The sequence below is a fragment of the Mucilaginibacter sp. Bleaf8 genome (assembly GCF_018390515.1).
Classification (GTDB): domain Bacteria; phylum Bacteroidota; class Bacteroidia; order Sphingobacteriales; family Sphingobacteriaceae; genus Mucilaginibacter.
The window spans coordinates 735,786-759,925 of sequence record NZ_JAHBBK010000001.1; the positions used below are offsets into that span (position 1 = coordinate 735,786).

General features: G+C 44.1%; 22 protein-coding genes. 11 read left to right on the forward strand and 11 right to left on the reverse strand.

What is annotated here, in order from left to right:
* Positions 1–24 precede the first annotated feature (24 nt).
* On the reverse strand, positions 25–2,853 hold the full coding sequence (locus KHS38_RS03160) for a TolB-like translocation protein (RefSeq protein ID WP_213486981.1): 2,829 nt from the start codon (positions 2,851–2,853) through the stop codon (positions 25–27).
* Between the two features lie 113 nt (positions 2,854–2,966).
* On the opposite strand from KHS38_RS03160, the gene hscA reads away from it, so the two are divergent.
* The gene (hscA, locus tag KHS38_RS03165) at positions 2,967–4,823 is read left to right on the forward strand and encodes a Fe-S protein assembly chaperone HscA (RefSeq protein ID WP_213486984.1); all 1,857 of its coding nucleotides are present in this window, start codon (positions 2,967–2,969) and stop codon (positions 4,821–4,823) included.
* A 30-nt stretch (positions 4,824–4,853) separates the two neighbouring features.
* Here the strand turns inward: hscA and KHS38_RS03170 are convergent, their stop codons facing one another.
* The gene (locus KHS38_RS03170; RefSeq protein WP_213486986.1) at positions 4,854–5,150 is read right to left on the reverse strand and encodes a hypothetical protein; all 297 of its coding nucleotides are present in this window, start codon (positions 5,148–5,150) and stop codon (positions 4,854–4,856) included.
* Between the two features lie 93 nt (positions 5,151–5,243).
* On the opposite strand from KHS38_RS03170, the gene KHS38_RS03175 reads away from it, so the two are divergent.
* A complete protein-coding gene (locus KHS38_RS03175) occupies positions 5,244–6,392 on the forward strand; it encodes a tetratricopeptide repeat protein (protein WP_213486988.1) in 1,149 nt (382 codons plus the stop codon).
* On the opposite strand, the gene KHS38_RS03180 is transcribed toward KHS38_RS03175, so the two are convergent.
* Positions 6,389–6,973 (reverse strand): riboflavin synthase, encoded by a 585-nt coding sequence (locus tag KHS38_RS03180; protein ID WP_213486990.1) that lies wholly within the window; start codon positions 6,971–6,973, stop codon positions 6,389–6,391. The two genes, KHS38_RS03175 and KHS38_RS03180, sit on opposite strands and share 4 nt — an antisense overlap.
* A gap of 167 nt (positions 6,974–7,140) precedes the next feature.
* Positions 7,141–8,760, reverse strand: a complete 1,620-nt coding sequence (locus tag KHS38_RS03185; RefSeq protein WP_213486992.1) for a carboxylesterase/lipase family protein — start codon at positions 8,758–8,760, stop codon at positions 7,141–7,143.
* A 377-nt stretch (positions 8,761–9,137) separates the two neighbouring features.
* Here KHS38_RS03185 and KHS38_RS03190 point away from each other — a divergent pair, with 377 nt between their 5' ends.
* Together KHS38_RS03190 and KHS38_RS03195 are read left to right on the forward strand one after the other, a co-directional pair.
* Positions 9,138–10,673, forward strand: coding sequence for a SulP family inorganic anion transporter (locus KHS38_RS03190; protein ID WP_213486994.1), 1,536 nt, complete (start codon positions 9,138–9,140; stop codon positions 10,671–10,673).
* Between the two features lie 33 nt (positions 10,674–10,706).
* Entirely contained in the window at positions 10,707–11,177 is a 471-nt protein-coding gene (locus KHS38_RS03195; protein ID WP_213486996.1) for an NUDIX hydrolase, read from the forward strand.
* A gap of 21 nt (positions 11,178–11,198) precedes the next feature.
* On the opposite strand, the gene KHS38_RS03200 is transcribed toward KHS38_RS03195, so the two are convergent.
* Positions 11,199–11,618: a c-type cytochrome gene (locus tag KHS38_RS03200; RefSeq protein ID WP_213486998.1), complete on the reverse strand. Its 420-nt coding sequence runs from the start codon at positions 11,616–11,618 to the stop codon at positions 11,199–11,201.
* Positions 11,619–11,780: 162 nt separating this feature from the next.
* On the reverse strand, positions 11,781–12,623 hold the full coding sequence (locus tag KHS38_RS03205; protein ID WP_213486999.1) for an SDR family NAD(P)-dependent oxidoreductase: 843 nt from the start codon (positions 12,621–12,623) through the stop codon (positions 11,781–11,783).
* Between the two features lie 261 nt (positions 12,624–12,884).
* Between KHS38_RS03205 and KHS38_RS03210 the strand changes: the two genes are divergently transcribed.
* Positions 12,885–13,247, forward strand: a complete 363-nt coding sequence (locus tag KHS38_RS03210) for a BlaI/MecI/CopY family transcriptional regulator (RefSeq protein ID WP_213487000.1) — start codon at positions 12,885–12,887, stop codon at positions 13,245–13,247.
* Positions 13,248–13,252: 5 nt separating this feature from the next.
* Positions 13,253–14,857, forward strand: a complete 1,605-nt coding sequence (locus tag KHS38_RS03215; protein WP_213487001.1) for a M56 family metallopeptidase — start codon at positions 13,253–13,255, stop codon at positions 14,855–14,857.
* Between the two features lie 25 nt (positions 14,858–14,882).
* Here the strand turns inward: KHS38_RS03215 and KHS38_RS03220 are convergent, their stop codons facing one another.
* Positions 14,883–15,968 carry a DNA topoisomerase IB gene (locus KHS38_RS03220; RefSeq protein WP_213487002.1) on the reverse strand — a complete coding sequence of 362 codons (1,086 nt, stop codon included), beginning with the start codon at positions 15,966–15,968 and terminating at the stop codon, positions 14,883–14,885.
* A gap of 110 nt (positions 15,969–16,078) precedes the next feature.
* On the opposite strand from KHS38_RS03220, the gene KHS38_RS03225 reads away from it, so the two are divergent.
* Entirely contained in the window at positions 16,079–17,107 is a 1,029-nt protein-coding gene (locus tag KHS38_RS03225; protein ID WP_213487007.1) for an aldo/keto reductase, read from the forward strand.
* A 48-nt stretch (positions 17,108–17,155) separates the two neighbouring features.
* Here KHS38_RS03225 and KHS38_RS03230 read toward each other — a convergent pair whose 3' ends face one another.
* A complete protein-coding gene (locus KHS38_RS03230; protein WP_249665261.1) occupies positions 17,156–18,172 on the reverse strand; it encodes a threonine aldolase family protein in 1,017 nt (338 codons plus the stop codon).
* A gap of 51 nt (positions 18,173–18,223) precedes the next feature.
* Here KHS38_RS03230 and KHS38_RS03235 point away from each other — a divergent pair, with 51 nt between their 5' ends.
* Positions 18,224–18,874 carry a hypothetical protein gene (locus tag KHS38_RS03235; protein WP_213487009.1) on the forward strand — a complete coding sequence of 217 codons (651 nt, stop codon included), beginning with the start codon at positions 18,224–18,226 and terminating at the stop codon, positions 18,872–18,874.
* A gap of 56 nt (positions 18,875–18,930) precedes the next feature.
* The gene (locus KHS38_RS03240) at positions 18,931–19,617 is read left to right on the forward strand and encodes a hypothetical protein (RefSeq protein WP_213487011.1); all 687 of its coding nucleotides are present in this window, start codon (positions 18,931–18,933) and stop codon (positions 19,615–19,617) included.
* Positions 19,618–19,636: 19 nt separating this feature from the next.
* Here KHS38_RS03240 and KHS38_RS03245 read toward each other — a convergent pair whose 3' ends face one another.
* Together KHS38_RS03245 and KHS38_RS03250 are read right to left on the reverse strand one after the other, a co-directional pair.
* Positions 19,637–20,851 carry a glycosyltransferase family 87 protein gene (locus KHS38_RS03245; protein WP_213487019.1) on the reverse strand — a complete coding sequence of 405 codons (1,215 nt, stop codon included), beginning with the start codon at positions 20,849–20,851 and terminating at the stop codon, positions 19,637–19,639.
* A 50-nt stretch (positions 20,852–20,901) separates the two neighbouring features.
* Complete coding sequence (locus KHS38_RS03250) at positions 20,902–22,116, reverse strand: BaiN/RdsA family NAD(P)/FAD-dependent oxidoreductase (protein ID WP_213487021.1); 1,215 nt, start codon at positions 22,114–22,116, stop codon at positions 20,902–20,904.
* Here KHS38_RS03250 and KHS38_RS03255 point away from each other — a divergent pair.
* Together KHS38_RS03255 and KHS38_RS03260 are read left to right on the forward strand one after the other, a co-directional pair.
* The gene (locus tag KHS38_RS03255; RefSeq protein WP_213487023.1) at positions 22,115–22,723 is read left to right on the forward strand and encodes an NADH-quinone oxidoreductase subunit A; all 609 of its coding nucleotides are present in this window, start codon (positions 22,115–22,117) and stop codon (positions 22,721–22,723) included. The genes KHS38_RS03250 and KHS38_RS03255 overlap by 2 nt on opposite strands.
* The gene (locus KHS38_RS03260; protein ID WP_213487024.1) at positions 22,720–23,202 is read left to right on the forward strand and encodes an NADH-quinone oxidoreductase subunit B; all 483 of its coding nucleotides are present in this window, start codon (positions 22,720–22,722) and stop codon (positions 23,200–23,202) included. The genes KHS38_RS03255 and KHS38_RS03260 overlap by 4 nt, the downstream gene beginning before the upstream one ends.
* Positions 23,203–23,211: 9 nt before the next feature.
* Here KHS38_RS03260 and KHS38_RS03265 read toward each other — a convergent pair whose 3' ends face one another.
* Positions 23,212–24,126, reverse strand: a complete 915-nt coding sequence (locus KHS38_RS03265) for an alpha/beta hydrolase fold domain-containing protein (RefSeq protein WP_213487025.1) — start codon at positions 24,124–24,126, stop codon at positions 23,212–23,214.
* Positions 24,127–24,140 lie beyond the last annotated feature (14 nt).

Here is a 24,140-nt window from a genome sequence, read left to right on the forward strand (position 1 = left end):
GATAATACACTACCGTTAAGCATTTTAGAAAATGCTTAACGGTAAAATTAGGGTAACCCGGTTTTGCCCGTTACCACCAAATATGTCCCGATCAAGCAAATGGGTATACCGCAGGCCAAAGGTGATCGGGTTTTCATTGAACCACTTGGTATCGAAATATAACTCTCCGCCTACTGATCTAAAATCAGCTTTAAACACGGTGCCATTCGTATAAAAATCCCGCCCATGTGTGTAATCATAAAACACGGCACCACGCAAGCGCAACAGGTAAATCAGGTTAGCCACGCCCGCATCGGGATAGGCAATCGGAAAATGGTAGCTTACTCCTACTTTGCTTAAACGATATAAGTTATCGGCAGTATACCCGCGCGAAAACGAAAGCTGATTGGAAAAGAAACTATAGTTACGATCTCGTTGCTGGTAAGCTGCATTCACTACAAAATTGTGATTAACGGATAGGCTGGGAAAATAAAATGTTCCGGAGGCCAAAAACTGGTTGGCCTGTAAACTATTGATGGTGTTCCTGAAATTTACGGTTATGATTTGTGCCAGGTGCGGATAGATATTCTGCACCGGTTTAGCTATCTGGTTACTGAAGGTTACACTGTTGGTTAAATATGTATTATCCGGAATTACGGCATTAAACAGAGGCGCTACATCAGTAACGGTGTACGAAACACTGCTTCGCAAATTTATGCTGGTGAAATGACGGCCCCTGCTTAAATTAAGTGGCAACTGCAAACCCGCCTGTATATTCGTTTCATTCCAGTTAGCTTCTAAGATACTGTTGTTTGATCCTAAAAAATATTTACGCCTATCCATCGTACAGCTTACCTCGCCAAACAGGTAAGGGAATAAAGCGCCATAGGTGCTTGTAAAACTCAACTGCTTATAGCCCTCGTTACGATTGTAGTTAAACGCCAGTTCGCTTTGCAGCGTGTTCAAAATATTTTCGCCGGTTAAAGCAAAGGTATAGTCGGGATCATCGAAATACGGGATAAGGCTGTGGAAGTTGAATGGATGCGTAAACTTCGGGTACTTTTTTACAATATATTCCTTGGGCTCAACCTGCGTTGAAATGCCCGCGGCGGTATCATTCTGTAACGACGCAATATTAAAATTTTGCAGCAGCGGACCTTCGGCAACCGGATTTAATTGAACGGTGGCTTTTTCTACATTATGTACTTCGTTACCAAAAGCGCTTACACTCATCCACGCCAACCGGTTGTTACTTACCGCAGGCTGGTATGCGCCTATGCTGCTTTTCAAAGAGTCGTGCTGCAATTGAAACAGTTTGCGGCTTTTGACTGCCAGTGCATAAAGCTGATCCTCTTTCCCGGTAGTGGCAGTAAAATATACGGTATCACGGTACACAACCGGAAAGGCTTTAGGTGCAATATTCGGTGTGGTCAGATATTCATTACGGCCGGTTTGGCGATCAACCAGTGCAATGGCCATCTTGCCCGACGGCTGCCTGACAGCAGCAATCAGCTGATTGTCGGCATAAAACTTCGGATAAGTATAGAATACGTGATCGGGATTAGGCACAGATTCAACAACCCGGCCTGTAGCAGCATCTAAAATCAATAGTTCATATTTGCCCGAAGGCGGCACATTGACTACAACCAACTGCTTACCATCGGCACTAAAGGCTGGTGAAAAGTATTTGGTTTTGGTAGTGAGCCGGCGCTGCAAGCCGCTTTTTATATCGATTACTTTCAGTTCGTTGTAATCTCGATATCCCCAGCGTATATCTGGCCTATTGGCAGCATAAACAATTTGCCCGTCATGATAGTCAAAGTAGCTGTCATTTACGATATCGCTCAAACGAATGTTCTGCTCCACCCCATTTTTACGCAATACGAAAACCGGCCGGTGCTGATAGCTGGTTTTACGGTAAATTAGTGTGCTGTCATCTATGTACGCCGGGAACTCACGGCTGGCTATATAATGCTGGGTTGCAGGATAATTACGCTGCTTTTTAACCTGTGCAGAAGAAACAGTTTGTTGCTTAAAATAGCCGAAAGCTTCCTTTTGAAAAGCTCCAAACTGTTGCCCTGTATGTTTTTTAAAAGATTGCTGAAAAGGGTAAAACAGCGATTTATAGGCAGCGGCATCATGGGTAACACCGCGCCAAACTTCGGCACCAAATTTATCACGCCCATACGATACGAGCATGTAGCCCATGGGGTACCAATCGGGCACGTAGTCGCGGTACGATCCGTCGCGCAGCTTCATCCAGCTATAATCCTTACCAGCCGCCCACAACGAACGATAGCCGTTGAAAAACCAGGGCAAACGCCCACGGCCCTGACCGGTAGTCAAGGTTTCGTTAAAAACCGCATCCCCTTCACTAAACCAATTGGGTATTGCCAGCGAATAGGCTACGGCCTGTCCGCCCTCGCCAAAAATGATGTGTAGCAGGCGGGTTAATCCTACATCAAAATTGTTTACTTGCTGCACATGGCGGTATTCATGCACGGCCAATTGTTCGGCTATGGGTAAGCTGCCCAATGCAAAGCTGTTTTGCATTGGGCTTACATAAAACTCGCTCCGGAACGGGGCCAGCCCTACATAACCGTTGGTGGTAAGTGTTTGGTTCTGCACCACCACATTGATTAGCTTTTGCCGCCTGCCAATAGTTGGCATTACGGGTTTGTTGATCTGCTGTATAATGGCTGCTACCCTTTTGCCTGTTGAATCCAGCCCGGCCGGGAAAATAATGCGGGCCTCGGGTGTGGTAATTTGCCGCCATTTTACCGAGGGCGGATTACCGCCAAACGTTTGTGCTTTGGCAGCGCCCGTTGCTAACAATAATATCGCAGAAAGGTATAGTACCGGCCGTTTCATCATTGCTGTGAAATTATACAGAAATACTGATTAAACCAATGTTGCGGTCAATTCACAAAAGCATGACACTGCATTAGTTAAAACCTGCTACATTTGCCCCTTGTTAATTACATATTATGGCTAAAGTTTCCATCAATCTGGCTACCGGTTCACTGCAAAAGGAAGAAATTATTGTAGGTATTGATTTAGGCACTACCAATTCATTGGTGGCTTTCATCAATCCTGATAAAAACCCCCAGGTTATTAATGATGCCGGCAAAGGCGTATTGGTACCATCGGTAGTGCATTTTGACCAAACCGGCGGTATTACCGTAGGCAACGAAGCTAAAAATTATCTGATTACCGACCCGCAGAACACCATTTTTTCGGTTAAACGTTTGCTGGGCCGCTCTTATGCAGATATCGAGAACTATAAAAACTTATTCTCTTACAAAGTAATTGACGATAATACCGAGAGCCTGGTTAAGGTTAAGGTGGGCGACCGCTTTTATACCCCTATTGAACTATCCGGCTTGATATTAAAAGAGCTGAAAGAGCGTGCGGAGCATGCATTAAAAACGCCGGTAACACGTGCTGTAATTACTGTACCTGCTTACTTCAACGACTCGCAGCGCCAGGCGACCCGCGATGCCGGTAAACTTGCCGGACTGGATGTGCTACGTATTGTTAACGAACCAACCGCTGCAAGTTTGGCTTACGGCATAGGTTTAAACCAGGAAGAGACAAAAACGATTGCTGTTTACGATTTAGGCGGCGGTACATTTGATGTTTCTATACTGCAAATACAAAATGGTATTTTCGAGGTACTATCAACCAATGGTGATACTTTTTTGGGCGGTGATGATTTTGACCGTGCCATTTTCGAATACTGGGTACAACAGAACAACCTGAACGCAGCCGAACTGGCCGAAAACCGCGAACTAACCCAGGAGCTGCGCTTAAAAGCAGAAGAGGCCAAAAAATCATTTTCCCACCAAAGTATTTTCAATGAAAAAGTAGGCGATATCTGGTGCACTATTGACCGCGATACTTTTGAACAGCTAATACTGGCTAAGGTAGAACAAACTATTAACGCCTGCACCAACGCACTGAAAGATGCAGGCTTAACCGTTGAGCAGATTGATGAAGTAGTAATGGTAGGCGGCTCAACCCGCACAGCACTGGTAAAACGCAAGGTGGCCGAATTTTTTAAGCGCCCGGTACACGATGATATAAACCCGGATGAGGTAGTTGCTTTAGGCGCTGCTATACAGGCCGATATATTGGCAGGCAACCGTAAAGATATTTTACTGCTGGATGTTACCGCCCTATCATTAGGCATTGAAACTATGGGCGGCCTGATGGATGTAATTATTCCGCGTAACTCAAAAGTACCCACCAAAGCCGGCAGGCAATATACAACCTCGGTTGACGGGCAGGTGAATATGAAAATCTCGGTTTACCAAGGCGAACGCGACTTGGTGAAAGAAAACCGTAAGCTGGCAGAGTTTGATTTGAAAGGCATACCGGCTATGCCGGCTGGCTTGCCAAAAGTAGACATCAACTTTTTGCTGAACGCCGATGGCATTTTGAAAGTGCAGGCTATTGAACTGCGCTCTAATACCAAACAAGAGGTGGAAGTAAAACCAGCCTATGGTATTACTGATGAGCAGGTAGAACAAATGCTGATGGATAGCATAACCTATGCGCAAGACGATGTGCAACAACGCATGTTGATTGAAGCCCGTACCGAAGGTGAACAGATGGTTTATACAGCCGAACGCTTTTTAGAGAAAAATAACGCCTATCTGAGTATTCCAGAAATTACCGAAACGCAAAAATATATCCAGGCTTTGAAAGATTCGCTCACCAGCGGTGATAAAGACCTGATATTAAAAAAGGTTGACGAACTAAACGACTATACCCGCCCGTTTGCCGAGCGCGTGATGGACATGGCCATCAGCCAGGCCATGAAAGGGAAAAGCATAGAATAAAAAAAAGCCCTCTATTAAGAGGGCCTTTTTTTATTGAGACAGTTTGTCTATAGCTTCCTGCTCTTTTAATTCCTGTATGTGATTTTGATTGCTGTACGTATTTGTTTGACCTGCAAAATCTTCCAATATCGAAGCAATAGTATCCAAATTATCGGCAATGCGCTGATGCATGTCTGGTAAATCTTTCTCCAGGCGCTTATCGCCTAAATCAATATTATCTACTTCAATTTTTCCAATCTTTTGCACTATAGCTTGCTGACTATTCTTTAAATCTTCTAACTCATGGACAATTTTTTCCATTAGCTCAAACTTCCTGATCTTATCCATAATTATTTGATTCGTCAAATTATATAACTAAATTTTTCGTTAAAAGTTTGATTTAACATTTTAAACTAATAACTTAGTTCAAAATCAAAATTTATGAAATTATTAGGTTTAGTACTGTTTATGCTGCTTTGCTTCACCTACTGCTTTTCGCAGGCGCCCAATCAAATTGATAATGCTTTACTGCTTGATTATTACCAAAACCAGCGGTTTATAGAAGCAGCCGATTACTTGAAGAAAATATATCCTGAACCTGTTACCGACGGTAAAGCGCTATCGCAGTTGGCTTATACCTCGCAAATGGCTGGCCGGCTTACCGATGCTGAGATTTACTATCAGCGCATTTATAGCATGGATACCACCAGTCAATCGGCCTTGATTAGCATGGCCGGTATCAATATGCGCCGAGGTAATATCACCAAGGCCGAACCCTACTACCTGCAACTCATCGCCAAAGACACAACCAACTTTTTAGTATACAAGCAACTGGCCAACATCCGTCGCCAAAAGTATGATATTATGGGTTATGTGAACTATTTGGTGAGGGCCAACAAATTGAATCCGCAGGATGCAGATGTTGCATCAGACTTGAGCGACCAGTATCTGGATCTCAAACAAATTACTTTAGCGCAAAAGGTTTTGGATAGCGCTATTGTTAAAGATCCCGAAAACATCATATTGCTGCAAAGCCTTATTAAGCTTACTCATGCACAAAAAAAGTGGCCCGAGACGATAAAAGCCGGAACTATGCTGCTTGCCATGGGCGACAACAGCTTCCCTACCCTCAACAAGTTAGGACAAGCTTACTACCAACTCAAAAACTATGAGTGTGCATTGGAAAGCTACTACTCCCTCGAAAACAACCAGCACAATGAAACCTCCTTTTATTTTATGGGAATGAGTTACAAGGCACTCAAAAATCATAAAAAGGCGATCGAATACCTGGAAAAAGCCATAGCCGATGGCATCTCGCCAGCTATTGACAGTTATTACGGGGAAATGGCTGGTAGCTACCAAGATACCCGTCAGCATAAAAAAGCATTATGGGCATATCAAAAAGGCCTTCAGTTTAATGAAAGCCCTTTGATATATTACTCGCTTGCGCTGTTGTATGATGATGATTTGAAAGACAAAGCCAACGCCATGCGGTATTACAAAAAGTACTTAGCCACCAATCCGCCGGTAAAGCAGCAGGAACTGGTTGCTTATTGCAAAAGCCGCCTTGCCATGCTTAAACGCAATTAACGCTGCATTAACCTTGCTACGTATTTGCCTATTATATCAAACTCCAGGTTTACCACCGAGCCTTCGCGTACATTTTGCAGGTTGGTATGCTCATAAGTATAAGGGATGATGGCTACAGAAAAACTGTTGGCATTTGAATTGACTACCGTTAGGCTGATACCGTTGATGCAAATCGACCCTTTTTCGACAGTTACGTTGCCTCTGCCTGCATCATACTCAAAGGTATATTCCCAGCTGCCATCCAGTGCTTTGTAAGCGGTGCAGATAGCGGTCTGGTCTACGTGGCCCTGAACAATATGCCCGTCAAGGCGGGCATTCATTTGCATGCAGCGCTCCAGATTCACCAAATCACCGGTTTTAAGGTGACCGATGTTTGATTTGTTCAGTGTTTCTTCAATAGCAGTAACCGTATGCGTATCGCCGTGTACCGCTACAACAGTTAAGCAAACACCATTGTGCGCAACCGACTGGTCTATTTTCAATTCTGCTGATATGGCTGATTGTACTGTAATGTGCAGGTTGCCCTGATCTTGTTTAAGTTCGGTTACAGTACCTAAGGTTTCGATAATTCCGGTAAACATAATACTTTGGTACGCCCCACTGGCGCATGTGATTTACTGCCAAAACTAACTATAATAGCCGGATGATTTATCAGCACAGTATCAAAACAACAAAGCGGGATACAAAAGCCGTTGCCCCTTTAACTGGCAAACCACTTTTATATCCCGCTGTAAAAAAACTTTGTTTTCTACTTGGTATAAATCTTATCTAAAAACAGATACCGGTCATCATGATAGGCCAGCTCGGGCTTGGTATCCACGCCGATATTCATGTAAGGTACATCGCTTGATCTGCCTACAGGCAACCACTTGGGTAAACCCACTTTGTTAGGGTCGCCGGTTTTGATGAAGTTGGCAAAATAGTGCAGCATCATGTCCGACACTTTATAATCTTCATCCGTCCAGGCGTAAACCGCGTTGGTGGATAAGTTGCCCATAGCATATTCAATTTCAAATGCATGCGGTGCGCCAACCGAGGCTGGCGGTTTGCTTGCTGTGCTGTTTCCATTTTTGGTGATACCACCGGCTAAGCCGGCCGTTGCACCGGCAAACTGTGGTGTCATAGGCGGTTTGGATTTAGAGAACAGATAACGGTAAACCGGGCGGCCACTGGTTTTACTATGCAGATCGAGCCATTTCCAAGTACTGTAAACAATAAAGCGATCACTGGCTAATGCGGTGGCCGATTGCACTACTTCATCCTGCGTATTGCCGGGGTAAAGCTTTAACACCTGATCGGCCTGGTCGGCGTACAATTGCTTAATCTTATTGGTATAATTTTCGGGTGTTGGTGCATCGGCACCCATTAGTGCCTGGAAGGGCATCTCGGCAGAGTTCCAACCAGCTAATAACGAAACCCGTGCTTGTTCGCCCGCGGCAAAAATATCGGTTACCTGCTTTGGTAAAAAGTACCCATCAACAGTGGCAACGGTTTTGAATGCGCCGGGTTGTGCAGCCAAGTCTAAAAGCTGTTCGGCCGGTATAGCACGCAGTGAAGCCAACGTGGTTGCATTAGCCTTCTGACCAAAAGCAACACCATTTTGCTCGCCTTGCGCTAATGGTACGGCTGCTAAAGTTGGATTGATCATGGCCCCGCTTTCGCCAATAGCCCCTGCAATTATATTTTTAGATAAAGGCGAAGCCATTTGTGCCGATACCGATATAGAACCAGCCGACTCGCCCGCAATAGTAACCCGTTTCGGGTCGCCGCCAAATGCTGCAATATTTTGCTGCACCCAGCGCAGGGCGGCATTCTGGTCGAGCAAGCCATAGTTACCTGATGCATGGTTAGGCGATTCTTTGGTCAGTTCGGGGTGAGCCAAAAAACCGAATACGCCTAAACGGTAATTCACGGTGATGGTAACAATGCCTTGTTTAGCCATCTTCTCCCCATCGTAACGCGGTTCGGAACCATCGCCGGCAATATAACCGCCGCCGTAAAAGTAAACCAATACCGGTAGTTTTTCCTTAAATGTTTTGGCAGGTGTCCATACATTCAGGTACAAACAATCCTCGCTCATGCCCGATGAACGGAAATTCATATCGCCAAATACCTTTTTTTGCATGGCATTATTGCCAAAATGATCGGCTTTGCGTACATCGGTCCAGTTATCAGCCGGTTGGGGTTCGCGCCAACGCAAATCGCCCACCGGCGGCTTTGCAAACGGAACACCTTTGAAACTTTTAATGCCCGACGCTTCGGCAGTGCCCTCCAACATGCCGTTGGCTACCCGCACTCTGGCAACTTGGGCGCTCATTACTAATGGCACAAATTGAATGGCAATCAATATAGTATGAAATAGCTTCATTGATAACAGTATTAAGTATGGAAGTTCTGTATGGTTAGTAAACGTTAATAATGGAGTACAATTATAGATATTGAGGGCAGACGATCAAATTTATTATCACAAAATAAATAAAAACGTTACACAGCATTTGGATACCTGAGTTTAAAGCTAATCTTGATTTTTTTATCTTTGCCGCATCAAAATGAAAAGCACCATTTACAATAGCCCGGTTACACCACCCTGAATGCCGTTTTGTAAACGCAATGATAGTTAAGGTTTAGCCCCCTGATATCTATGCATTTGTTGTGCTCAACTTTCCTTTTTAAATTATTCTGTAAACGGCTGTTTACGGGCGTTATTAACTTACATCAGTTCGATACTGATGCCATTACTTTATTATGCCGAACGCTTTACGCTTATTCGACTTTTCACAAAAAATCAATTATAAAAATGAAATACTGGCCGGACTTACCGTTGCCATGACTATGATGCCCGAGTCATTATCGTTTGCCATATTAGCCGGTTTCCCGCCGCTAACAGGTTTATATGCCGCTTTTATTATGGGCCTGGTTACTGCCATACTTGGTGGCCGGCCCGGACTCGTATCCGGCGGTGCGGGTGCTACTGTTGTGTTATTAATTGCGCTGATGAAACAACATGGCATCGAATATGTGTTTGGCGCCGTTGCCCTTGCAGGTGTTATTCAGATAATGGTAGGCGTGTTTAAGCTGGGCAAATTCATCAGGCTGGTACCACAACCGGTAATGTATGGCTTTGTGAATGGTTTGGCGGTTATCATTTTTACGGCACAGTTAGAGCAATTCAAAACTAAGGTTGGCAACGAGCAGGTTTGGCTTAGCGGAACGCCATTGCTGATTATGGGTGGTTTAGTGGCACTAACCATTGCTATTGTGCTTTTACTCCCGCGAATTACCAAAGCTGTTCCGCCATCGCTGGTGGCAATTATTGCCGTGTTTTTGATTGTATTCGGTTTTGGCATACCAACCAAAACAGTAAGGGATATCGCAGCTGTTAGCCGCGGCTTCCCTCCGTTCCACATCCCGCAAATACCATTTACATGGGATACCCTGCAAATCATCTTTCCCTATGCGCTGATCATGGCCGGCGTAGGTCTTACCGAAGGTTTACTGACGCTTAATTTAGTAGACGAAATGACTGCAACCCGTGGCAACAGTAACCGCGAATGTGTGGCCCAGGGAACAGCCAACATCTTGAATGGCTTTTTTACCGGCATGGGCGGCTGCCCCATGATTGCTCAAACACTGGTTAATTTATCTGCCGGTGCAAGGGCCCGCCTGTCGGGCATCATTGCTGCGCTAACCATATTGATGATCATACTTTTCGGCGCTCCTGTAATTGAGCGCGTACCAATGGCTGCCTTAACCGGTGTGATGATTATGGTGGCCATTGGCACTTTTGAATGGATGAGTTTCAAAGTCATCAACAAAATGCCAAAGGCTGATATTTTTGTGGGTATACTGGTGGCGGTTATCACGGTTTGGTTGCACAACCTGGCGCTGGCGGTACTTATAGGCGTCGTTATATCGGCACTGGTATTTGCCTGGGAAAGCGCTAAACGCATCCGCGCGCGCAAGTATTTGGACGAGCATGGGATAAAACATTATGAGATATATGGGCCGTTGTTTTTTGGATCGATAACAGCATTCAATGAAAAGTTTGATGTAGCTGCCGACCCAGCCGAGGTCATCATTGATTTTAAAGAAAGCCGCATTGCCGATATGTCGGCTATTGAAGCATTGAATAAACTAACCGAACGCTACCATCAAACCGGCAAGAAATTATATTTAAAACACCTTAGTGAGGATTGCCGACTGCTGCTCAAAAATGCAGATGCGGTGATTGAGGTAAATGTGATGGAAGATCCGACCTATCGGGTAGCTACCGACCGTTAAAACTTTGCTTGTTTAATTGCTGTATTATACATTATGCCCAGACAAAGCGCCGGTATCTTACTCTACAGAATACAAAACAATCAAACGGAGGTGTTTTTGGTACACCCGGGTGGCCCATACTTTTTAAATAAGGACTTGGGTGCATGGAGTATACCTAAAGGTGAATACCCGGATGATGAGGAGCCGCTTACCGCCGCCCGCCGTGAGTTTGCCGAAGAAACAGGACAAACCGTGAACGGGACATTTCTGCCGCTACCCGCTATAAAGCAAAAAGGCGGCAAAGTAGTACAAGCCTGGGCTGTTGAGGGCAACATTGATCCGGAAACCGTTGTAAGCAACACGTTCAGGATGGAGTACCCTTACAAGTCGGGTAAATGGATTACCGTACCTGAGGTAGATAAAGCCGCCTGGTTTGATTTAGAAACGGCTAAGGCTAAAATAAACGCAGCCCAGGCGGCACTGGTTACTGCTCTGGAGCAAGTACTGAATACCAATGCAGGCTGAGCTGCTATATTAAAATATTATTTACTGAGCAGGAGCTGCCTGTGGCGCTGGTGTTTGAGGCTGCTGGCGTGCACCTTCGGGACGAGGCGTATGTGCCGGCTTTACTTCCAAATGTGCTACCCCGCGGTGGCAAGTATTGCAATTTACATTCAATTCCATTACGCGGCCTATTGAATCTTTACCTGCTTTAAAATATTTTTTGTTGATATCGGCCGTCATGCGGTACATCTGGCGGGCCATGCTTTTTTCAGGCTTGGTATCTAATGCCCAGTCCATTTTTTTAGTATCCTCGTTGCGGGCATGGCAAAAGCCACAACGTACGCCTAAGGCAGCATTCCACTCCTCCATCACATCGTGTAACTGATGTTCTGAAATGTTTTTAGGTAATACTTTCAAGTTTTTAAATTGATGTTCTTCTGCCTGTTGCTGAGTTTGTTGCATCGATGTTGTTGACACGAAAACGACAACACCCAACAGGGCAGTTGTGAGAAGGGCTTTTTTACCGAATAGCATATATTTAGGGTGTTTGAATAAGTAAATATATGCAACAACATCAAAATGTCATAAATATGTCACCAGCTTTGCAGCAAAGAATCACAAATGTTACAAATATGGCGCAATCAGTTGCTCGCTTATTTGCCAAAGCTTATTACGTGCTGATGCGTTTTGAGCGGCCAAGTTAGTTTTAGCCACCTGCTGCTTTTTAAAGTATTGTCCGTTAAGCTTGGGACTAATTTTTACCTGCGAAGCTAAATAAATTGATGTTTGTGCTCCCTGCTGCGGTGTAATCATGAAAGGCTTCCCCAGCCACATCAGTACTTTGCCCAAACCGCCAAGCTCACTGCCAAAGCCAGTCTTAACCACACCTGGATGCAAGGCATACGCCGTAATACCTTTGGGGCCAAAACGCTCGGCTAATGATTTGGCAAACCATATATTAGACAGCTTGGCTAAAGCGTAAGCACCAAATGCGGAATACTCTTTAAATTGCACATCATTAAGCATCAGCACCTTACCCATCTTGTGCGCCTCAGAGCTGACGTTGATAACACGTGCCTGCCCTTTCTCGAGCAGGGGCATTAAGCTTAAGGTTAATAGAAAATGGCCAACATGATTCATGGCAAAAGTTAGCTCGATACCATCTTTACTCTCCTGCCTGTGCGCATTGATGCCACCTGCATTATTGATAAGGGTATTAATTGCAAACAGCTTGCCCTTCAGCTGATCGGCCGCATCTTTTACACTTTGCAAATCGGCCAGGTCGCAATGCACTACAAAAATGCTGCGATTACCGGTTTGTTGTACAAGTTCTTTTTTAAGCTGCTCACCTTTCTCCGTATTACGCACCAGCAAGTATAAGGCATGGTCTTTTTGCGCCAGCGCTAAAGCTGTTTCTTTACCAATACCTGATGTTGCTCCTGTTATTACGGTTGTTCTGAAAGGCATAATGCAAATTAATGAGATTAATGGGTTACTAAGTTATTGAGTTGAATCAGCTTTTTTAAGTAAATGTTTTATTATGACGAATAATTCATATTTAATACCGGAATTATTTAAGAATCCAGCAATTTAGAAACAACACGTCTGACACACTTTATCTATAAAAGCGTTCGGCAATAAACAACGACTAACTTCTCTTTAAAATATTTCATAATAACACTTGACATTGTTACGAAACATTCGTAGATTTACGAAAACATCGTAGATATGGAAAAATTAACAATACAAGAAGAAGAAGCCATGCAGGTTGTATGGAATAGCAACGGCGGGTTTATTAAAGATTTTTTAGATGTTATGCCCGAGCCTAAGCCGCCCTACACCACACTGGCATCCACTATTAAAAATCTGGAACGCAAAAAGTACCTGACTGCAGAAAAAATAGGCAACACCTACCGATACATGCCTGCCGTAAAGCAGGAAGAATATAAAAAAGGCTTTTTAAGCGGTGTAGTAAACAGTTATTTCCAGAGCTCCTATAAAGAGCTGGTCACATTTTTTGCCCGCGATAAAAAGATCAGTGCCGAAGAACTGAAGGAGATTATCAACATGATTGAGAACCCTAAAAATTAAAAGCCATGCCAGCTTTACTCATCTATCTGCTAAAAGTGAACATAGCCCTGGTGTTGTTTTGTATTGGCTATTATACCATTTTAAGGCAGCTCACTTTTTACACTTTAAACAGAGTTTATTTAATAGTGGCTATTCTTTTTTCAAGCATCTACCCATGTATTAATTTATGGAGCCTGTTCGGACATCAGGAAATAGCTCAGCCCATTCAGCGCATAGTAATTATACTCAATTCCCAGCAAGCTGAATTAATCCAGCCGGATACGCAGGCGGCGTACTTGAACTGGCTGATTATAATTTATTGGCTGGGTATGGGCATTATGAGTTTGCGTTTGCTGATTCATCTTTTCTCACTGGTCAGGCTACACCGTAACTCCAAGCTTACACGCATGGAGCAACAGCCTATACGTATCATAACAGAAAGTACCAACCCTTTCTCCTTCTGGCAAAGCATTTACCTGAACCCAAGGCAACACAAGCAGGAAGAGCTGCCCGCCATAATTGCGCATGAGCAGGTGCATATTAAGCAATGGCATACTTTAGATATTTTACTAAGTGAACTAAGCATTGTTTTTTATTGGTTTAACCCCGGTGTATGGCTGATAAAAAAAGCAGTTAGCGAAAATCTGGAATTCATAACAGACCGGCGAGTACTACAGCAAGGCACTGACGCCAAAAGTTACCAATACAGCTTATTATACACCAGCCTGAACACCTCCCCCAACGCCATAGGTAACCATTTTAACATATCAACTATTAAAAAACGAATAATTATGATGAACGCAAAAAGATCTTCCACATTCAGCCTTACCAGGTATGGCTTTATTTTACCGGCAATAGTGCTGCTATCGGCCGCATTTGGCACATCAAAGGCTGCACTTTTAGAGGGAGCAAAGGCTAAAGTCAACTTGCTAACTCAATTTACATCAACGGAATCAGCTAAAGGTATCAAAACTAATCCACCCACAGCTTTAACGGAGCATACAAAAAAGGCGCAAACAGATACAACTAAAGTATCGGTAAGGGTAATTAAATTCAATGATAATACCGACTCGGTATTATACATCGTTAATGGAAAACCGGCCAGCAACCTGGTATTAACAAAAATTAAACCCGCCAATATTCAAAGGATGGATGTTATTAAACCACCTCAATCGGTCGAATTGTTTGGCAAAAGCGGTAGCAAAGGCGTAATTTCCCTTATTACTAAAGATGGGGTAAACTTACCATCCGCTTTACAGCTTCAACGAAAGCTTAAAACATTGCCCAATTCTAACACTTCAAAAGCTATTGAGGTGGTAACCCTAAAATTCCCTGATACTACCAGTCAAGTAACACATAGTAAAAATTCGTCTGGTACGTTCGTTGTTACAGGCAATGCTGATACCACAAAGCAACTACGCATACAATTAAGAGAGCCAAACAAAGGTCCTAAACCCTTAATAGTGATTGACGGTGTAATTAAAGAACACGCAGAGATAGAAAGCTTGAATCCTGATGATATTAAGAGTATAAATGTATTGAAAGATGCATCAGCCACTACCCCTTACGGCGAAAAAGGCAAAAACGGTGTGATTGAAATTACTACTAAAAACGGTAAAAAAGATAATTAACCTCCTCCTTACTCACAAATAAAGATCAGCTGGCTTCGGCCAGCTTTTCTTTTTCCAGTATTTCAAGCAATGCCTTCTCTGCCGTATTTAGTTCCGATGCTTTAATGTCTTTATCTTCATCCAGGTTCTGGATATACTTAAACAAGGTACCCTCCTCATAGCTTTTGATAACCGTAGGGTGCACGTAATACTTTTTACAAACCGTACGGGTGTTGCCCAGCGTTAGCGCCACCTCATCCAGCACGCTGATGATGTTCTTTTTGCATTGGGTTTGATTGTCGAATTCACCGGCCTCTTTAAAAGCATACAGCGCACTTACACTACCGGCCCATGTTCTGAAATCTTTGGCGGTAAAGTCTTCGCCGGTTATTTGTTTTAAGTAGTCGTTCACATCGCCCGAATCAATGGTACAGCGTTTACCATCACCATCATAATATTGAAACAGCTCTTTACCCGGTATATCTCTGCACTGTTTTACCAGTCGGGCCAGCTTTTTACTTTGCAGGTCTATCTTGTGATAAACGCCTTTTTTACCTTTAAATTCAAAATTTATTTTTGAACCATCCACATGTACATGCTTGTTCAGCATGGTGGTTAGGCCATAAGAACCATACAGCTTTTTGTAAGACTCGTTACCAATACGAATACTGGTCAGCTCCATTAACCGCACAACTAAGGCAAGCACTTTATCATGGTCAAGTTTATGCCGCTGCAAATCCTTATCCACCTGTTCACGTATGGCAGGTAAGTGCGCAGCGAAAGCCTGCAACCGGTGATATTTGGACTGATTGCGGATCTTGTTCCAATCGGCATGGTAGCGGTATTGTTTGCGGCCCGCCACGTCAACGCCTGTAAATTGCAAATGGCTGTTTTCATGAGGCGATATCCATATTTTAGTGTAAGCAGGCGGTATCACCATTTTGTTGAAGCGCTGTATCAGCTCCTTATCGCGCACTAATTCCCCATCCGGACTATAATAGCTATAGCCCTTACCCGAGGCCTTGCGCGTGTAACCCGGCGTAGTATCCGATACATAACGCAGTCCGGCTGCTTTTGCAGTAATTTTAGGATCGCGGCCAATTTTTTCGAGTTTTTTGAGGAGGCGGTTCATAATGTAAGCTTTAACAAGAATGCCAATATTAAGTTTTACTATCTACTGACCATCAATCACGAACAAAGCCCCCTACCTCACAGTTGTTTAATTGATTAAACAAACACAACATGAAATACAACTTTTTAGGTAATACCGGCCTTGTGGTTTCTGAGATATGCTTTGGTACTATGACCTTTGGCGGCAAAGGCTATTGGGAAGCTATTGGCCAGATTCAGCAGCAGGAGGTTAATGAATTGATGAAGACCGTAGTAGACTCGGGCATCAATTTTATTGACACAGCGAATGTATACTCGTTCGGCGAATCGGAAAAGTTATTGGGGCAATCCATTAAAGACTTAGGCCTGAAGCGCGAAGAGCTGGTTATTGCTACCAAAGTTCGTGGCCGCATGGGCGAAGGTCCGAACAATGTTGGCCTGTCACGATACCACATCTTTCAATCCGTAAATGAAAGCTTACAGCGCTTACAGATGGATCATATCGATATTCTATACGTGCATGGCGTTGATCCAAAAACACCAATTGAGGAAATCGTGAGATCATTAAACGACATTGTACTTAGCGGCAAAGTACGCTATGTAGCCGTTTGCAACTGGCCGGCCTGGATGGTAATGAAAGGTATCGGCATTGCCGAAAAGCATGGCTGGAACAAGTTTGCCGGCCTGCAATACTTTTACTCATTAGCAGGCCGTGATATTGAACGGGAGATATTGCCGCTTGCTGCAGAAGAGAATCTAGCCGTGATGCCATGGAGCCCGTTGGCAGGAGGTTTTTTATCAGGTAAATACACCCGTAACAATGAAAAAGCCGGCGATTCGCGCCGCGATGAGTTCGACTTCCCACCTATCAATAAAGATAAAACTTATGATATAATTGATGTAATTGCGGAGATTGGGAAGCAGCACAACGCCTCGCCTGCCGGCATAGCGCTGGCATGGGTACGTCAGCAAAAAGGCATTACCAGCACCATAATCGGTGCTAAACGCCCTGAGCAATTGCAAGACAACATCAACTCTACCAGTATTGAGCTATCTGCAGAAGACCTGAAACGTATAGATGAGGTTAGCGCCCTACCCAAAGAATACCCGGGCTGGATGGTTGAACGCCAATCGCAAGACAGAAATATTAATAAAGGATAAACATAGGAAGGTTCATGGCAGATAGGCTATGAACCTTCGTTTACTTATTTAAAGACTCTTCAATACACCTACCACATACTCAACCTGCTCGGGGCGCACATCCAGGTGGGTTACAAAGCGAATACGTTTGGCATCGGTACAACCAGCTTTAATACCCTTTTCTGCTAATTTGGCAACGATAGCATCAGCCGGGCCTTCTGTATCAAACAGCACCAGATTGGTCTCAACCGGTACAATATCAGTTACCCACGAGCATTTACTTAACTCATCGGCCATAATTTGCGCATGCTGATGGTCAATATTCAACCGCTCCACATGGTGGTCCAAGGCGTAAATGCCCGCAGCCGCCAAGAAGCCAGCCTGGCGCCAGCCACCGCCTAACACCTTACGTATGCGGCGCGCATAAGTAATAGTTTCCTTATCGGCCAGTAATACTGACCCTACCGGTGTACCTAATCCTTTAGACAAGCAAACGGAAATGCCATCAAAATACTTACCATAATCAACCGTTTTATCCCCTGTGCGCACAAGGGCGTTAAATACGCGTGCACCATCTAAGTGCAGCTTTAAACTATGGCGCTGGCAAAGTTCGGCTATAGGTGCAATTTGCTCAAGGGTATAGCATTTACCGCCGCCTTTGTTTACGGTATTTTCGAGCACCACCAAACTGGTATTCGGGTAATGAATGTTGCCACGGGCGTTAATCTCCGGCTCAATCATTTCCGCAGTCAAAATCCCACGCTCCCCATTCAGCAATCGCGTTGATACTGCTGAATTAAACGCAATGCCGCCGCCCTCATAACGGTACACATGCGCAGTTTGGTCGGCAATCAGTTCATCAAGCGGCTGGGTGAAGCATTTGATGGCTATCTGATTTGTCATCGTGCCCGAAGGGCAAAACAAACCGGCCTCCATGCCAAACATCGCAGCAGCTTTGGCTTCCAGTTCATTCACGGTTTCATCTTCGCCATATACATCATCCCCCACTTTAGCGCTCCACATAGCTTCGAGCATGCCGGGCGTGGGTTTGGTTACAGTATCACTGCGCAAGTCAACGGTCATCATATTTTCTGTAGTGTTTTATAATCGTAGTTTTGCATCAAATATCTAAATCTTATGCGGTCATTTTTACTGTTATTGTGTATTTTCAGTGTTACATTTTCGGCTAAAGCGCAGCTGTTTAGTAAAAGCTGGCAGCAAGGATATTATTGTGATGCTTCAGGGCACAAATTCAGCGGACTATTGCATCATGCCCAGCCCGAAGCTTCTGTATTTAAAAAGAGAGGCGACTATATAACTTTCAAAGCCGATCAGAACACTAAACAAGTAAAAATACATTCCGATTCCATCAGCGCATTTGTTATCGGAGCGGATAGCTTTACGGTATCGCATCTTAAACCGTTAGAAAAATTTCCATTTTTACAGGTTGTCATTAACCGCCCGGTTAAACTTTTTTTCTCAGGCATTACGCCAAGTGTAATACCCATAGTGGGCGGGCCGGCATTGGCTATTGCAGGTAGTGCCATAGCCGGCGTTGCAATTAGCGCTCCCGGCAACTCTGCTTATTACTTTGGCTCTGATCCGGATAATCTGATGTTATTGACAAACAAAAACTTCATTGAAGTTATGACGCTGGTGATGGCTGACAAGCCAGACGTGGTAGAAAAAGTCAAAAATAAAGCCTTTAAGTACCGCACCTTACCTGACTTATTAATGTATTACCAAACGGGAGTTATGCCGAAAAAGCAAAATGATGACATTTATTAAAGGCAATAGAGCTACCTTCAATAAGTAAATCCAGTTAATAACGTTATAGTGTTGAAATGAAATACAAGTTTTTATTACTGATTCCTTTTTTAACGATTTGTCATATCGCATCTGCCCAAAAATGGCAGCCGGGTTATTTTTATGACACCAAAGGCAATAAAGTAACCGGGCTGATTCAAAGCAACCCATCGGGCAAAGGCCCTATAAAAACCGAAGGCTTTATAGTTTACAAAGACAGCGAAAAAGCAAACGAAGTTAAGTTAAGCGCAAGTGATATCAGATACTACGTGGCCGGTAAAGACAGCTTTGTGGTTGCCCATGCCCCTCAAAATGAAACTTGGTCACGTCATGAAATTGATTTTGTGAGAGTTGAGTTAGACGAGCCCTTGAAACTTTATGTATACGGTGGCGGCAGTAAAGGCAGCGGTGGCTTTAAAATACGCCCGGATGTTGGCTTTGGTATTGGCGGTGGCAGTTTTGGTGGCTATGGTGGCGGCGGTGTAGGTATATCTTTGGGCAACGGCGGTGGTGGTTCATCGCGCACAGTATATTATTTTGGTGCTACGCCGGCCGAGATGAACCAGGTAACACCGCAAAACTTTGTTGATGTGATGAGCGACATTATGGCCGACGAACCCCTGGCGTTAGAAGCTATCCAAACCGGCAAATACCGCCTGGAAAAAATGCCGCAGCTCATCAACTATTATCGCCAGCTAAAAGCACACAACAAACCGAACAACTAAGCTATTACTTTTCTAAGTATTAAGCCGGTAGCAGGATATGTTCCTCGGGTTCACTTACTTTACCATCGTCTGATTTACGTTCGCTTTTATCAGCAAAACTTTTGAATAGCATCTCGTAAACCAGCATTCCCCACACAATAATATAGGGCCATACTTTAACCGCATAGCGGCTAAAGTATGGTTTACGTATTGATGAAGGTACCGCATCGGTTGATATAAGCGCAGCTACTACAGCAATCAATATAAAAAAAGTGACGGTATTTTTGCTGAATGGTTGCGGCTGTAAAACGAGGTACAATATAGCGCCTGCTGTAGCTATGATGTAGGTCGGCGGCTCGGATCCGGTGCTGAATATAACTACGGTAATAAGAGCTGCAGCCAGTGCATACAATCTGAATTTTAGATATTGATATTGTTTAAATCTTAATAAGCTCAAGCCCAAACACAAAGCGGCACCAATTAAGAATGGCAGATTAGGCACATTCAAGCTATCGGTTACCCTTCGCAGTACGCCCATAACTGATAAATCCTGGGCGGAAAACAGCGTCATGTTCTGCAGGTTTTTGGTATGCAGCGCTTCCCACCAATCAGCATAAGATTGCACAATAAAATGCGGACTGGATAGCAGCATAGGTAACACAAACCATACCCCGCTCCAGATTACGCACCAGGTTATGAATGTCTTTTTCCGCTTGGAAAATACAAAGAACATTAATCCGGCTACAGGGTATAATTTAATCAGGGTACCCAATACAATAAATAATGTAGCCCACTCCTCCCGCTTCTTCTCAACCAAAACAAAGCTGAATATCAAAAACGCGGCAATGATGGGATTAAATTGTATAGCATGCTGTGCATTGGCAAACTCAATACTACAGCATAAAAGCAGCAACACTTTCGATTTATTATTTACTGGCAGCAAGTTAATGGCCCAGATGAAAACAAGTGCATTAGCTACATTCCACAACAAAAAGCCCCATGCAACAGGCAAAACGGCAAATGGCGCTACCACCACACTAAATGCCGGACCATAATGATTGGTATCAAAGTATTGGCTGGGATATGATGCATATAAATTTGTTTGAATACGTGTGTGATGATAAACCTGCTCAAAAATACTGTAGTTATTATATCGATTACCAAAGTATTTAAACTGCCAGCAATAAACACTCACCAGCGCATATAACAGGCACACCCAGGTGTAACTGCTTAAATAGGGGAACTTTTTAAACATCGTAACAAGAATGTTACGAATTTACATCGAAGAAGTATGATTCGCAAATATTAAATATTATTTGCAATAACAAACCCACTGGCCCATGCCCACTGAAAGTTATAACCGCCCAGCCATCCGGTTACATCCACGCATTCACCGCCAAAAAACAGTCCGGGTACTTTTTTAGCTTCTAAAGTTTTGGATGATAGCTCCTTAGTACTTACACCGCCACGCATTACTTCGGCTTTATCGTATCCTTTATCCCCGGCGGGTTTAACCTTAAACTGATGTATGAGGTTGCTTATTTGTTCTAAGTCGGCCTTAGATAAGGAGGCTAAGTTTTTAGATAGCGGCAAGTATCCTGACAAGGCCTCGGCAAACTTGCGGGCGTATAAACCGGCCAGTAAATTTAGCAGTGTCTTTTTAGGGTTGGTAAGCCGTTCTTCGGTAATCACTTCCACAATATTTTGTTGCGGCAGCATATCCATAAAAAACTCCTGCCCTGCCTTCCAGTAAGAGGATAATTGTAAAATGGCAGGCCCGCTTAATCCCCAATGCGTAAATAAGATATTCTCCTCAAAGCTGATCTCATCATTCCAAACCCGGCAAAAAATACTGTTACCAGATAGCTGCTCATACCAGGGCAAATCTTTACCGGTGATGGTAAGCGGTACCAGGGCTGGCATTGGTTTAATTACCTCCAGGCCAAACTGGCGGGCAATTCGTAAACCAAAATCGGTAGCACCCAGCTTTTGCACGGGCAGCCCGCCTGTTGCTATTACCAGTTTGGGCGTGCTTATGCGCTCCGTTCTACCATTTTGCTCATAGGTAATTGTAAAACTCTCCCCCGTATGTTCAACCGCTTTAACATCGGTGTTAAGCCAAATAGGTTGATCCAAATCGGCACACAAGCCCGTGAAAACATCTACAATATCTTTCGCCTTATTGGTTGTCGGAAAAAGTTGCCCTAAGGTTTTCTCCTGCCCTTCTATACCGTAGGTTTCAAAAAAACCGATGGTATCTTCAACCGTCCACTGTGAGAAGGCCGATTTGCAGAAATGAGGATTAGCCGAAATAAACTGCTGTGCCGAAGTATGCAGGTTGGTATAATTACACCGCCCGCCACCACTAATGAGTATCTTGGCTCCTGCACGATTGTTTTTTTCGAGAACAAGCGTACGCTTGCCTAAAAATCCGGCTTGCACGGCGCACATTAAACCGCATGCACCAGCACCGATTATAATGGCATCAAATTGGGTTTGTTTTGTTAAATTTGCACACATGAACGAGGTTTCGCAAATATCGGAATTTGGAAAGATATTTATCTTCCTGGTAGCGGGGTTTCTTTTGGTTGGGTTAACTTTGTTTTTAAATAAAATATTAGCCCCCAATAAACCGAACTATGAGAAGCTGACCTCGTACGAGTGCGGCGAGGAACCCGTAGGTAGCGCATGGATGCCTTTTAATACCCGCTTTTACATTATTGCACTCATTTTTTTGCTGTTTGATGTAGAAATGGTATTTATTTTTCCTTGGGCTACCGTATATGCCGATTCGAAATTGATAGCCACCGACTCGCGCTGGGGTGTGTTTACACTGATAGAAATGTTTGTATTTGCCGGTATCCTGATTCTGGGACTGGTATATGTATGGTGTAAAGGCGACCTGGAATACATCAAGCCGAAGCAGGTGCTACCAACTGTGGATGTAAAAGTGCCGTTATCGTTGTATGATAAACTCAATTTGGAACAAAGCAACTACACCGTAAAAACTTTTGCTGCCGAACATAAAGCAGCCCCCGAACCTGCAATTCCCGTGACTGATACTACCGCTCCTGCCACCGCTAAAAAGCCTATGTTTAAACCATCATTTAAAAAACCCAACCCATGAACCAGGAATCAATGAATGAAACAGGCGGCGTAGTGGTAACTAAGTTGAACGACCTGCTTAACTGGGCCCGGATGTCATCCCTGTGGCCGCTTAGCTTTGGTATTGCCTGCTGCGCCATCGAAATGATGGGTATGTATGCCTCCACTTATGATGTGGATCGTTTTGGCGTTTTCCCGCGCCCATCGGCACGCCAGGCAGATGTGATTATCATAGCAGGTACCGTTACTTTTAAAATGGCTGAGCGCATTAAACGCTTGTATGAACAAATGCCCGAGCCCAGATATGTGATCTCGATGGGGTCGTGCTCTAACTGCGGCGGGCCTTACTGGCAGCATGGTTATCATGTGGTAAAAGGTGTTGACCGGGTGATACCAGTTGATGTATATGTGCAAGGTTGTCCGCCAAGACCAGAAGCACTGATTGGTGCGATATTAGAATTGCAGAAAAAAATTGAAGGCGAGCAACTCATTACCGTCTAATAGCTATCATTACTTGTTAATCAATTCCACTACCTGCCTGAAAGCCAGCCTGGCTTCGGGCATCGGGAATAGTATCCAGTCGTGGATCATGTGCTCATATTCATAAAAGTTTATTGCCACGTTTTGCTCGTCCGCAAGTCCTTTTAATTTATGGGCATCAGGATTTAATATATCATCAGTACCTGTAAATAAGCTGATCGGCGCTAAGTTTTGTAATGGCCCATATAGCGGGCTTACCAAATAGTCGGTCATCTCCCTATCGCCGGCATGCATGCGTCCCAGCTTACTATCGCCGGTTACGGAGAGCAAGGGGTCGCGCTTATCTACTTCTTTCATTTCCGGATTGGTCATGGAAACATCCAGCCACGGCGAAAGCAAAATGATTTTAGATGGTTGCGGCACTTGCTCCATGCTAAATTTTTGCGCCAGCGATAAAGCCAGATTTCCGCCTGCCGAATCGCCCATTAAAATAATCTCGGCTCCGTTTGCTTTGATTAGTGCATTCTTATATACCTTCTCTCCCATGCTTATACGCTCCTTGTAGCTGTAGTCAGGCAGCAAGGGATAATCTGGAGCAATCACCGTACAGCGGGCCTGTTTAACCAGTTGCGTAATCAATTTCCAGTGGTATATGGAAAAATTAAGCACATATGCACCGCCATGAAAAAACAGCACATGCTTTTTGGTATTAACGCCTGTAGGTTTCAGGGTGAAAACATTGCGCCCTTCCACCTTCTGAGTTGTAACGCCTATTCCTTCGAGCAAGTGTGCCGGTGGCGTGGGCTTATTAGCTTTCTCAATCCGGTCAGAAAAACTTGGGTTGTTAAGTTGTTTCTTTAACCTTGCCAACCTTAAAACCAGCCGCAGCAAACGGCTTCGTAAACTTTGGCCTTTATGATGAAAATCAACTGCTTTTTTTTGCATACCCATAATCATAT

Excerpts from the sequence above, each read along its gene's own strand:
- KHS38_RS03160 (WP_213486981.1), bottom strand. The coding sequence starts at position 2,853 with ATGATGAAACGGCCGGTACTATACCTTTCTGCGATATTATTGTTAGCA.
- hscA (WP_213486984.1), top strand. The coding sequence starts at position 2,967 with ATGGCTAAAGTTTCCATCAATCTGGCTACCGGTTCACTGCAAAAGGAA.
- KHS38_RS03170 (WP_213486986.1), bottom strand. The coding sequence starts at position 5,150 with ATGGATAAGATCAGGAAGTTTGAGCTAATGGAAAAAATTGTCCATGAG.
- KHS38_RS03175 (WP_213486988.1), top strand. The coding sequence starts at position 5,244 with ATGAAATTATTAGGTTTAGTACTGTTTATGCTGCTTTGCTTCACCTAC.
- KHS38_RS03180 (WP_213486990.1), bottom strand. The coding sequence starts at position 6,973 with ATGTTTACCGGAATTATCGAAACCTTAGGTACTGTAACCGAACTTAAA.
- KHS38_RS03185 (WP_213486992.1), bottom strand. The coding sequence starts at position 8,760 with ATGAAGCTATTTCATACTATATTGATTGCCATTCAATTTGTGCCATTA.
- KHS38_RS03190 (WP_213486994.1), top strand. The coding sequence starts at position 9,138 with ATGCCGAACGCTTTACGCTTATTCGACTTTTCACAAAAAATCAATTAT.
- KHS38_RS03195 (WP_213486996.1), top strand. The coding sequence starts at position 10,707 with ATGCCCAGACAAAGCGCCGGTATCTTACTCTACAGAATACAAAACAAT.
- KHS38_RS03200 (WP_213486998.1), bottom strand. The coding sequence starts at position 11,618 with ATGCAACAAACTCAGCAACAGGCAGAAGAACATCAATTTAAAAACTTG.
- KHS38_RS03205 (WP_213486999.1), bottom strand. The coding sequence starts at position 12,623 with ATGCCTTTCAGAACAACCGTAATAACAGGAGCAACATCAGGTATTGGT.
- KHS38_RS03210 (WP_213487000.1), top strand. The coding sequence starts at position 12,885 with ATGGAAAAATTAACAATACAAGAAGAAGAAGCCATGCAGGTTGTATGG.
- KHS38_RS03215 (WP_213487001.1), top strand. The coding sequence starts at position 13,253 with ATGCCAGCTTTACTCATCTATCTGCTAAAAGTGAACATAGCCCTGGTG.
- KHS38_RS03220 (WP_213487002.1), bottom strand. The coding sequence starts at position 15,968 with ATGAACCGCCTCCTCAAAAAACTCGAAAAAATTGGCCGCGATCCTAAA.
- KHS38_RS03225 (WP_213487007.1), top strand. The coding sequence starts at position 16,079 with ATGAAATACAACTTTTTAGGTAATACCGGCCTTGTGGTTTCTGAGATA.
- KHS38_RS03230 (WP_249665261.1), bottom strand. The coding sequence starts at position 18,172 with ATGATGACCGTTGACTTGCGCAGTGATACTGTAACCAAACCCACGCCC.
- KHS38_RS03235 (WP_213487009.1), top strand. The coding sequence starts at position 18,224 with ATGCGGTCATTTTTACTGTTATTGTGTATTTTCAGTGTTACATTTTCG.
- KHS38_RS03240 (WP_213487011.1), top strand. The coding sequence starts at position 18,931 with ATGAAATACAAGTTTTTATTACTGATTCCTTTTTTAACGATTTGTCAT.
- KHS38_RS03245 (WP_213487019.1), bottom strand. The coding sequence starts at position 20,851 with ATGTTTAAAAAGTTCCCCTATTTAAGCAGTTACACCTGGGTGTGCCTG.
- KHS38_RS03255 (WP_213487023.1), top strand. The coding sequence starts at position 22,115 with ATGAACGAGGTTTCGCAAATATCGGAATTTGGAAAGATATTTATCTTC.
- KHS38_RS03250 (WP_213487021.1), bottom strand. The coding sequence starts at position 22,116 with ATGTGTGCAAATTTAACAAAACAAACCCAATTTGATGCCATTATAATC.
- KHS38_RS03260 (WP_213487024.1), top strand. The coding sequence starts at position 22,720 with ATGAACCAGGAATCAATGAATGAAACAGGCGGCGTAGTGGTAACTAAG.
- KHS38_RS03265 (WP_213487025.1), bottom strand. The coding sequence starts at position 24,126 with ATGCAAAAAAAAGCAGTTGATTTTCATCATAAAGGCCAAAGTTTACGA.